Source organism: Acinetobacter sp. YH01018 (assembly GCF_013420295.1).
In the GTDB taxonomy this organism is placed as follows: Bacteria; Pseudomonadota; Gammaproteobacteria; order Pseudomonadales; family Moraxellaceae; genus Acinetobacter.
This window is the reverse complement of the sequence record NZ_VOYL01000004.1, coordinates 127,621-138,793: the sequence shown is the minus strand read 5'-3', so window position 1 is coordinate 138,793 and position 11,173 is coordinate 127,621. Positions and strand designations below refer to the sequence as shown.

At 37.6% G+C, this 11,173-nt stretch carries 8 protein-coding genes and 2 pseudogenes; 1 reads left to right on the top strand and 9 read right to left on the bottom strand.

The annotated features are described in order from the left end of the window. Positions 1–117 (bottom strand): annotated as a pseudogene (locus FTT83_RS02985) (IS3 family transposase); the annotation flags it as partial. Between the two features lie 217 nt (positions 118–334). On the opposite strand from FTT83_RS02985, the gene FTT83_RS02980 reads away from it, so the two are divergent. Beyond that, entirely contained in the window at positions 335–1,123 is a 789-nt protein-coding gene (locus FTT83_RS02980; RefSeq protein ID WP_038350081.1) for an aminoglycoside adenylyltransferase domain-containing protein, read from the top strand. A 126-nt stretch (positions 1,124–1,249) separates the two neighbouring features. Here the strand turns inward: FTT83_RS02980 and FTT83_RS02975 are convergent, their stop codons facing one another. The 8 genes and pseudogenes from FTT83_RS02975 to FTT83_RS02940 all read right to left on the bottom strand — a co-directional run bounded on the left by FTT83_RS02975 (position 1,250) and on the right by FTT83_RS02940 (position 11,156). Then, positions 1,250–1,708, bottom strand: a complete 459-nt coding sequence (locus tag FTT83_RS02975) for a DUF523 domain-containing protein (RefSeq protein ID WP_077170035.1) — start codon at positions 1,706–1,708, stop codon at positions 1,250–1,252. Between the two features lie 154 nt (positions 1,709–1,862). Next, positions 1,863–4,964: an efflux RND transporter permease subunit gene (locus FTT83_RS02970; RefSeq protein ID WP_038349993.1), complete on the bottom strand. Its 3,102-nt coding sequence runs from the start codon at positions 4,962–4,964 to the stop codon at positions 1,863–1,865. Continuing rightward, positions 4,964–6,130 (bottom strand): efflux RND transporter periplasmic adaptor subunit, encoded by a 1,167-nt coding sequence (locus FTT83_RS02965; protein WP_052232764.1) that lies wholly within the window; start codon positions 6,128–6,130, stop codon positions 4,964–4,966. The genes FTT83_RS02970 and FTT83_RS02965 overlap by 1 nt, the downstream gene beginning before the upstream one ends. Positions 6,131–6,383: 253 nt before the next feature. Next, positions 6,384–6,644, bottom strand: coding sequence for a hypothetical protein (locus FTT83_RS02960; protein WP_038349994.1), 261 nt, complete (start codon positions 6,642–6,644; stop codon positions 6,384–6,386). 47 nt (positions 6,645–6,691) lie between these two features. Beyond that, positions 6,692–7,836 (bottom strand): IS3-like element ISAba14 family transposase gene (locus FTT83_RS02955; protein WP_099046175.1). Its coding sequence is split into 2 segments (ribosomal slippage): positions 6,692–7,572 and positions 7,572–7,836, totalling 1,146 coding nucleotides; the frame shifts between segments, so codons are not numbered across the junction. A gap of 345 nt (positions 7,837–8,181) precedes the next feature. Then, a complete protein-coding gene (gene dinB / locus FTT83_RS02950) occupies positions 8,182–9,237 on the bottom strand; it encodes a DNA polymerase IV (protein WP_180176207.1) in 1,056 nt (351 codons plus the stop codon). Between the two features lie 47 nt (positions 9,238–9,284). Further along, positions 9,285–10,292, bottom strand: a pseudogene (locus FTT83_RS02945) (MBL fold metallo-hydrolase). Between the two features lie 78 nt (positions 10,293–10,370). Then, positions 10,371–11,156, bottom strand: coding sequence for a GH25 family lysozyme (locus tag FTT83_RS02940; RefSeq protein ID WP_180080807.1), 786 nt, complete (start codon positions 11,154–11,156; stop codon positions 10,371–10,373). Between the last annotated feature and the right edge of the window lie 17 nt (positions 11,157–11,173).

The following is an 11,173-nucleotide window of genomic DNA, read 5'->3' as shown; positions in this document are numbered from 1 at the left end:
TTGATGAACATCAAATTCAGCACTCAATTCAGCAAGTGTTTTTTCTGCTTTAATCGCAGCAAGTGCTACCTTAGCTTTAAAATCATTTGAATGATTTCTTCTTGGTCTACGTGCCATAAAATACTCCATATATTGATGTTTATAACATCATTTGAGGAGCAGAATATCACTTATAGGAGTTGTTCAAATTTACGGATCCATCTCTTTAAACTCTATATTGAAAGTAAATATATTGTAAAAATAGTATGTTATTTACTAATTGATTAAATTATTTACACTTATTCTGTATAATGCTCTATGAATTCATTACTTATTTTTTTAAATTAAAAATCATATGCAAAGCTTAAATGATGAAGAGTGTCGCCAAGTTGAAAGTGTAAAACAGCTTTTACAAAAAAATTTTAAAGATAAGCTTTATGCTATTTATTTATATGGTTCGTATGTTGATGGTGGTTTAAAACATAAAAGTGATCTTGATATTTTAGTTATTATTGAACGTGAAATTACCGATCAGGAAAGAAAACAATTAGCGCAGAATTTTCTAAATATATCTGTTCCGATTGGTCATGCTACAGCGCGTGCCTTAGAAATTACGATATTAGAAAAAGGGAGTATTACCAATAAAAATCATCCATATACATATCAGCTACAATATGGCGAGTGGTTGAGAGAAGAATTACTCAAAGGTGAATTACTTTATAGTCAATCTGATCCAGATATTAGTATTTTACTTAAAACTGCCCAATTACATAACATTACTATCTTTGGACCTGATATTTGCGATTGGTTAAATCCAATTAGCTATGAACAATTAATATTTGCCATGCAAAAAACTTATCCACAAATTATTGCTCATTGGAAAGACGATCAGGATGAATGTAATCAAATTTTAGCGCTATGCCGTATAGCTTATACATTAGATCATAAAACAATAGTTGCCAAGGATGTTGCTGCGACATGGTTTTTAGAATTCTTAAGTCAGATAGATCAAGACATTTTGCAACTCATAATAGATGAATATATTGGGCAAGGTCATGAGCAATGTTGGTTAGTTTTACATGATCAGCTTGCTAAAATTGTTAAAGAATTACAGCATAAAATTGAACCACTACTTTTTAACTGATGTGGAAGTAATGGATATGCTTCTTAGATTATTACCTCACTATATCTCTAAATACCGAAGAGACTTGATATTGCAAAGGGGGGCGTGGTTGGAGTTGCATGAAGATTTTAAATAAAAGCGGAGGAACTAGGGTAAAAGTTGCCAAAAAGTTTCTTCTGAAATGACTTTTATATTATGACGTTTAAGCAAAGCGGAGGTAACTCCATTGCCATAGATCTTATTCCCATTAAATTGACCATCGTAAATCATTGAACTACCACATGAAGGGCTATTTTCTTTAAGCACTACCAGAGTAGCTTTTAATAATTGAACTTTTTTTAAAGTTCTATATGCCCCTTCAATATAGATTGAAGTCACATCCTTTCCTGATTTTTCAATTACACAGGCTTTTCCATCTAAGACATCATCGCCATTACCTCCCGAAATCTCGGCAGGTTCGCGTGGTGTTGATAAACCGCCAAGAATCTCTGGACATACCATAGTAGCTTTTCCATCTTTGACTAATTTTTCGATTTTTTCGTTTAAGCTATGCGTCCCGTTATAACGTACCTTTAAGCCAGCCAGACAAGAACTTACTAAAATCATATTTCCTCTATGAAAAAGATATGTATCGATTTGCTATTTAGCCAGTACCTATTATTTTTTAAAATTAATAGGTTAGTGCTATGGATAAAACAAGAATTTAAATATGATCAATGCAAAGTGAGTTATTTTTTTTCTAACCCACAAAGCTTATAGATTAGTTTGATCCTTTTTGTTTAGAAAATTTATCAACAGTTCCCATAACAATAATGAAAAAAATAGGGACAAACACTAAAGCAAGAAGAGTTGCACTGATCATTCCTCCAAATACGCCAGTACCTATAGCCTTTTGGGTTTCAGAACTCGCACCACTTGCAAAAACTAAAGGAATAACTCCGCATGTAAATGCTAAAGAAGTCATTAAGATTGGACGCAAGCGCAATTTTGCAGCTTCAACGGTTGCTTTAACTAAACTCATCCCATCTTCTCGGAGAGCCTTAGCAAATTCAACAATTAAAATGGCATTTTTCGCTGATAATCCAATGATGGTAATCATACCAACCTTAAAGAAAATATCATTGGGCATACCTCTTATCATTACAGCTATAAATGCACCTATAAGCCCTAGAGGTACAACCAACATAACAGAAAGAGGGATGGACCAACTTTCATATAACCCAGCTAAAACAAGAAATACTACGAGCATAGATAGAAGTAATAAAAATATAGTTTGCGATTCAGCCTGTTTTTCTTCTAAAGAAATACCACTCCATTCATACCCCACACCTTTTGGAAGTTGTTTGATTAAATTTTCCATTTCTGACATTGCTTGACCAGAAGATATACCAGGTGCTGGACTACCCGTAACACTTAAAGATGGACGACCATTGTAACGATTGTATTGTTGTGGGGAGTATTGCCAAACTGGAGTAATAATCTCAGACATAGAAATCAGTTTACCACTTTGACTATTTACTTTGATTTGTAAAATATCATCAATACTCATACGTGATTTGGCATCAAGTTGAACAATAACTTGCTGCATACGATCTTGATTTGGAAAATCGTTGATATACATTGAACCCATTGAAGTAGAAATGATATCGGTAACATCACTGAAGTTAACACCTAATATTTGTAGTTTTTCACGATCAATTTTGAGTTGTACAGAATTTCCATCTGGTAAACCATCAGAGTAAACATCTACAACTTTTTTACTTTGAGTTGATAAACTGAGTAATTGATCTTGGGCTTGTGCTAATGCTTGCATGCCAATATTTCCTACATCCTGCAATTGTAATGAAAATCCAGAAGAGCTTCCTAATTCATCAATTGCTGGAGGCAATACAGACATTACTTGGCCTTCCGAGCTGTCAGCCATTGCAGTATTCGCATTATCCACGACTTGTTGGGCAGTAATTTTACGGTCCTCAAAGGGGAGTAAATTGGTAAAATACATTGCTGTATTTTGCCCTGAACCACTAAATCCAAAGCCTAAGATCGCCATATTATCTTGAATACCAACTTCTTTATTTAGATGTTCCTGAAATTCAGTAACAACTTTTTTGGTACGTTCTTGTGTGGCATCAGAAGGAAGTTGAATTGATGTCATAAACCAACCCTGATCTTCTTCTGGCATAAATGCAGTAGGTACTTGTTTAAAACAAAAAAGAAGTGCAACAACAATGCCTATAAAAAATAGCATAGCCGTTCTTTTATGTTTAATGACTTTAAATAAACCATGTTCATATCGATTATTTAATTTTTCAAAACTTCGATCAAACCAAGCAAAAACACCTTTTTTCACATGATTTTTATCTATTGGTTTCAACATGGTTGCACATAAAGCAGGTGTCAAAGTTAAGGCTAGGAATGCTGAGAATAAAATCGAAACTGACATTGTGATAGTGAATTGGCGATAAATAATCCCTACTGAACCATTTGCTAAAGCCATTGGTAAAAATACTGCAGCCAAAACCAAAGTAATACCAATAATCGGATTCGTAATTTCTTTCATCGCCTTCGAGGTGGCATCTGCAGGGGACAAGCCTTCTGATACCATGATTCTTTCCACATTTTCAATCACTACAATGGCATCATCTACAATGATCCCAATCGCCAGCACCATACCAAACATGGTTAGGACATTGATAGAAAAGCCAGCAAGTAGCATTACAGAGAACGTTCCTAGCAATGCTATGGGAGCAACAATAGCTGGAATTAAGGTATAACGAACATTATGAAGAAATATGAACATTACAATAAAGACTAAAACCATGGCTTCAATCAATGTTGTAATTACTTTTTGAATAGAAACTTTAACAAATGGTGCAGTATCATAAGGGATTGAGAATTTCATTCCATCAGGTAATGAAGTACTCAATTGGTTGATTTTTGCCTTTACCCCTTCAGCAGTTTTAACGGCATTTGCATTGGGACTCATTTGTATTGCTATTGCTGTAGATGGATTACCATTCTCTAAAATGGCAAAACTATAAGACTGCGCACCAACCTCAATATGAGCCACATCTGATAACAGTACAGTTGCCCCATTTTTATTCGAACGTAAACTAATTTTTTTAAATTGTTCAACAGTCTCCAATTGCCCTTGTGCTGTTAATGGAATCGTAATTTGCTGTCCTTTGAGGGCAGGTGTATCACCTATACGACCAGGTGAAATCGGGAGGTTTTGATTTTGAATAGCCGTATTTACGTCTTTAATACTCAGACCATAAGATACTAAACGATTTGGATCGACCCAAATGCGCATAGCTTTTTCAGCTCCAAAATTCTGGATTTTCCCAACCCCATCAACTCGCTTGATTTCTTCAATGACGTGTCGTGTCATGTAGTCACTTAGGTCTATTTCAGAATATTGATGATTAGGGGAGTTCAGACCTATGATCATCAAAAATCCAGATGAAGCTGCATCAACCATAAGCCCTTGTTGTCGAACAGGTTGAGGTAGTCTCGACTCAATTGCTTTGATTTTGTTTTGAACATCAACTTGAGCAAGCTCTACATCTGTACCAGGCTTAAATGTAGCAGTAACAGTAGCGCTACCAGAGGTATCTGAACTTGAACTGTAATACAGTAAATTCTTAACACCTGACATTTCTCTTTCAATAAGTGTTACAACACTGTCATTGAGCGTCTTTGGTGTAGCTCCAGGATACATTGCTGTAATACTAATTTGTGGTGGAGCTACACTTGGAAAGCGTGCAATTGGCAATTTAGGTATACTTAATACACCAAATAAAATAATAAATAAGGCGATGACCCAAGCAAAAATTGGTCGACGAATGAAAAATTGAGACATTATTGCTGCCCCCCATTTTCATTATTCGTTATAGGTGCTTGCCATTGTTTTACTTTTAGTCGCTGATTAGGTTGAATACGGTCTACACCTTCGACAATGATTTTTTCACCCGCATTTATACCTTGCGTGACTACATAACTATTTTGATAACGCTGACCCAGTTGCACAGTTTTACTTTGTGCTTGCTCTTTTTGGTTGATAATAGTTACATTCGCCTTACCACTAATATCATGTTGGATAGCTTGCTCTGGCACTAAAATCGCATTATCAACTTTTGTTCGGCTCATGTTGATACGGACATACATGCCGGGAAGCAATTTTTGACTAGGATTATTCGCTAAAATACGGATAGTCACATCACCAGTATCGGGATCTACTTTAGTGTCTGAAAATAAAATTTCACCCCTTACATCGTATGGCTTACCTTGACTATTTAGTATTTCAACGTTATGGCTAGCATTTGACAAATTCCCTTGTTGTAATGCTTCCTGTATTTTTTCATAATCAGTAATTGACTGTTTTACGTCGATATACACTTTATCAATTTGCTGTACTACTGCCATGGCTTTAGTATCACCTTGGCTGACTAATGCACCTTCAGTCACTAAAATCTCACCAATAATTCCAGATATTGGCGATGTAATTGTTGCATATTTTAGGTTAAGTTGTTGACGTGAAAGTATCGCTTCCATTTGAGTAACATCAGCTTTTGCTTTCTGATATTCTGCTTCAGTATTGTTATATTCTTGCTTACTAATTGCATTAACTGTCACCAGTTCAGCGTATCGTTTTAACAAAATTTGAAGGCGTGTTACTTCAGCCTCAGCACGATGTAAAGTTGCTCTATTACTTTTGACATCAGCCTGAAATATTTCAGAATTTAATTTAAAAAGTGGTTGACCTGCATGTACATAAGTACCCTGTTTAAATAGAACTTTATCTACTATGCCACCAACCTGAGGGCGAATTTCAGCAATACGATATGCAGTGACACGCCCAGGGAGATTTTCAATCAGATTTATTGATTGTGTTTGGGCAGTCATTACACTTACTGATGCTAACGGTGCATCTGCTGAATGATGCTCTGCATTTTCTGATTTTGAGCAGCCTATTAGTAGCACAGTCATAATGCCAGCTGAGCTAACTAAATAACGACTTTTTTTCATAATTTCCATCTTTGAATAGGGTTAAGCTCATACAGTTAAATGATAAATAGCGGTATAACTAAAGTTTAGATTAACTGGTGAAGAGCTTACTAAAGTGACATTTTGCTTAAACTATATAAGTGAAGTAGGCATTGTATTAAACGAATATTTAAATCATTCGATTTAAATATTCTAAGTTAATAAAATAGTGACTTATAAAATAAAAAACGGAAGGTTTTCATTTTCACTGGTTTGATGACATAAAATCTTAAAGCTAAGTATTGATTTCTAAATCATATTGTTGCAGTACACTAGGGGTCAATATACATTTGAATATTGATGAATAAATTCCTAATTGATGTTGCATTTTCCATCCTTCAGAAAAATCTGCCATTAACCAAATAACCTCATCTACAAAAATATGCTCAATTGCAATAAACCAATATTCTTTTTCAAGATCTGTCAGCGTTACAAATTCAGCATATCCTTGTTTAAAAAGATTCCACTCATCAACTGTAAACAGAGGTGGTTCCACTTGTTTGAACAACTAAAAGCGTATTTATAAGTGATATTCCGCTCTAGTTAAGCCACCTTGTTTTGTTGGGGTAGCTGATCATAGTAAAACTCATTTGGTGTCATTTTGTCTAGACTCGAATGAGGTCGTTTCAGATTATAAAACTCAAAATATGCACTCAATTGCTTTTTCGCATCTGTGACACTGCTATAAGCTTTGAGATACACCTCTTCATATTTAACGCTCCGCCATAATCGTTCAACCATCACATTATCTACCCATCGACCTTTACCATCCATACTGATTTGAATGCCATTTGATTTCAATACATCAATAAATGCATCACTGGTGAACTGACTGCCTTGGTCTGTATTCAATATTTCAGGTGATCCATATTTTTCAATCGCTTCATTTAAAGCCGAAATACAAAAATCCACCTCCATACTAATCGATACCCTATGCGCAAGTACCTTGCGGCTATGCCAATCAATCACAGCACATAAATAAACAAAGCCTTTTGCCATAGGGATATACGTTATATCCGTAGACCACACTTGATTACTGCGCTGAATAGCCAATCCTTTGAGCAGATATGGATATTTACGGTGAGCTTGATTAGCCTGGCTTAAATTTGGTTTGCAATATAACGCCTGAATACCCATTTTCTTCATTAAAGTACGTGTATGACGTCGTCCTATATGATGCCCTTGACGATTCAACAAATCACGCATCATACGACTGCCTGCAAAAGGATATTGCATATGTAATTCATCAATACATCGCATCAGCTTCAGATCTGATGAGCTAACAGGTTTTGGGCGATAATAATAACAACCACGAGAGACTTTCAGTAACTTAGCTTGTTTAGATACTGAAATCTGAAGTGAGTGATCGATTAACTTTTGTGGTTGAAGCGGCCCAGTTTCTTCAACACACCTTCTAAAAAATCAATTTCTAATGCCTGCTCACCGATTTTTGCATGTAACTTTTTAAGATCAATGGGAGGTTCTGATGGAGCTTTTGATTGATCGAAAGCTTGTGAGGAAGCTGAGATCAATTGATTTTTCCAGTCAATAATTTGGTTTTGATGAACATCAAACTCAGAACTCAATTCAGCAAGTGTTTTTTCTGCTTTGATCGCAGCAAGTGCTACCTTAGCCTTAAAGTCGTTTGAATGATTTCTTCTTGGTCTACGTGCCATAAAATACTCCATATATTGATGTTTATAACATCATTTGAGGAGCAGAGTATCACTTATAGGAGTTGTTCAAATTTCCGGATCCATCTCTGTAGGAGATATGCTGTTTTTAGGAATTTATAGAGATATATGCAGAAGAAATGCGAGCGAGGGACCATGCGGTTCAACAGAGTTGCCCTGTAATATTCGGATTTGATCGTCACGCCAATCACAGGACAGCATGCTAAAAGTAAAGGTGATTTTTAGCATCTCGGCGGTTACATGGATAAATGTATCGCGCCCATAGAGTACCGCAAAAATCATGCTTGTGTGTAATCAATTGGTCTAATTTCATTCTTTTGGTTGAAAAACATGCAAACTCTACCAGAGAGAAAGCTGTGACTGATCTTGCTGCTCCGAAAGCTGGTACAGCCCAACGCCAATGAGACGAAACTGAAAATGTTCTGGAATATGCATTTCAATGAGTAGCTGTTGCAGTACCTGTTCCAGTTGTTGCCGATTTTGCAAAGGCTGTTTAAAACTCTTGCTGTGTTGCAAGACCTGAAAATTTTTTAGCTTGAGTTTGGCCGAAACCCCACGTGCACAGAGTTGTTTGCGCTCTAGACTGTTCCAGACCTGATCAATCAGTCGAGGCCAAGCATTCTGGCATTGTATTAAGGTCAGGTCATCATCAAAGGTGGTTTCCTTGGAAATTTGCTGGCGTTCACGTTCAACTTGTACAGGCCGTTCATCAATACCCTGGGCATAGAGAAAAAGTCGTTTGCCATATTTGCCAAAATGCTGAACCAGCACATTTTGCTCAATTTTTTGTAAATCTCCCAGCGTTTGTAATTGCAGCAACTTGAGCTTTTCTTGCATCACTTTTCCCACACCGGGAATTTTTTTTAGCGGTAAATTCTGAATAAAATGCTGCACCTGTGAGGGCTTAATGATACAAATGCCATCCGGTTTGTTCCAGTCTGAAGCAATTTTGGCTAAAAATTTATTGGGTGCTACCCCGGCAGAGGCGGTTAAACCTGTAATTTTGAAAATATCTTCCCGTATACGCATCGCAACTTCAGTAGCACTTGGAATATTTTGCAGATTTTCTGTGACATCCAGATAAGCTTCATCTAAAGATAAGGGTTCAATCAGCGGCGTGTAACGCTGGAACACCTGATGAATCTGGGCGGAGATGGCACGGTATTTTTCAAAATTGGGTTCAATCACCACTACGTGTGGACAAAGCTTTCGGCCTTGTGCCATCGACATGGCAGAGCGCAATCCAAACTCGCGCGCAGGGTAGGACGCTGCACAAATCACGGCCCTTGGATGATGGGAAGACACGACCACCGGCAAATGCTTTAACTTCGGTCGGTCTTTGAGTTCCACAGATGCAAAAAAGGCATCCATATCGATGTGAATGATTTTTCTCATGCAGTCCCAAACTCTGCCTGTATGCGCTGGGCTTCAGTATCTCATCTTCATGGGTCAGATTGTAGAGCAGGATCAAGTGGATACGACACAGGTTGACTAAGTAAAACCAGCCGGGTGTTTTGTTGCTCCGCTGCTTGAATCAGAATCTTGAGGCTTTGCTCGGTGTGATCTGCCAGATAAGGTAAAAATTCCAAAGGCTGATCAATCGGCTGGAAAAAGTTATCCCAGTGAATTGGCATCACGACTTTATGCTTTAAGCTTCTCAGGGTTTGATCGAGATAGTGCTGCTGAAATTCTTTCGATTGGCGTGACAGTTGGGCAATGCCTAAAAATAGCGTATCGACTTGCAAGTTCCTGAGTTGATCTGGAATGGCACCAGTACCGGCTTTGACTAAAATACGATGTCCTGAATGTTCAATCAGATAGTCAAAACTATGGCCTTCTTTAAATTCAGAAAAACGGGCAGGAAGTTGCAGAGGCTGTTTAATTTCCTCACCAAGGTCATTATTGACTGCTGTTGCTGGCGTATGCTGGGAGGGAATGGTCATTACTTTGAATTGCCCAAAACTGATGAATTTAAAAGACTGAACCTGGATGAGTTGCTGTTCTGCAATATGGCCGCCACGGGCGATATTTAAGGTGCTGCTTGAACCGATAATTTTCGTATTTGGAAGTCTTTTGCCAAGTTCGGCAATATCCAGCGTATGGTCATAATGTGAATGGGTCACCAGTATGGCTTGGGTTCGCTGTAACTGCTGCTGTTGCACGATATGTTGAATGACTTGAGGCTGACTTTGAATTTTGCTGAACAGCACCTCTGTAATGGAAGGACGACTAAAGAAACCGTCAATTAAAATTTGGGTTTTGCCGTTATCGAACAGTAGGGTGGAAATGCCAAAGAATTTGACCTGGAGCTTTGAAGACGGCGCTGTTTTTTCAGAGGGTGAATATTACCATTTTTGAAAATCAGACACCTGACCTGAAGGCTGCAGCAGCAAAACCATTGCAGCTACTCCAACGAGTATGCTGATGCCTACTCCCACAACAGCCAAAATCCTTTTTGATTTGCCATAAATTTCCCGTTTTTATGCAGTTTGATTTTTTATTGGGATTAGAGAAGTGGAGTTATCTTGTTATTTTTTCGGTAAATTTTCCACCTTGTTCAGTGGATAGATTCCATTGCGTTCTAAAAATCGTGTCCAGTCATCCTCATCACCATTAAACACATTTAAGTCGACGGTTTTGTTAATGCCCTTGATGGTACCCTGATTGGTATGCTGCCAGAACAGCCATTTTGGCTTGCCTTTTAAATCCGGTTTGCCTTTGTATTCACGTACCCAAAGAGGTGTTTTTATAAATTCCCCAGCCAGAATAATGTTATAGAAGGCTTTGGAGGTATAAAAAATCGGTTGTTTGCCATAATGCTGATACAGCCGGTCATGCATGACCTGAATTTCTTTTAGCAGTTGTTCCTTGGTATAGGTATTGATGCAGTTGCTGTCATATTCCAGATCAATCACTGGAGGCAAGGCATTGGCTTTATTGGGTACAGTTTCAATAAAATTTTGCGCCTGAACTTCGCCATCCCTGCATAAACGATAAAAATGATAGGCACCCACGGTGAAACCATGTTCACGGGCTTGCAGCCAGTAATCCTGAAATTTTCGATCTTTAAAATCACCACCTTCGGTCGCTTTCAGATAAACAAATCGATAGGTTTTGGGTGAAATCTGTTGCCATTGAATGTCGCCCTGATGATGCGATACGTCAAAACCTTTGACCGGATACTCCTGTGCCGAAGCAGGATTATGATGAAACACAAAAACATACAATACGATTGCAACACAGCTCAGCAACAGGCCGATGCAAGAAGCATACAGTTTGTGATGATGGTGCTTGGCAAATCGTTTATTAGACATAGATAATTTAGGCGTGA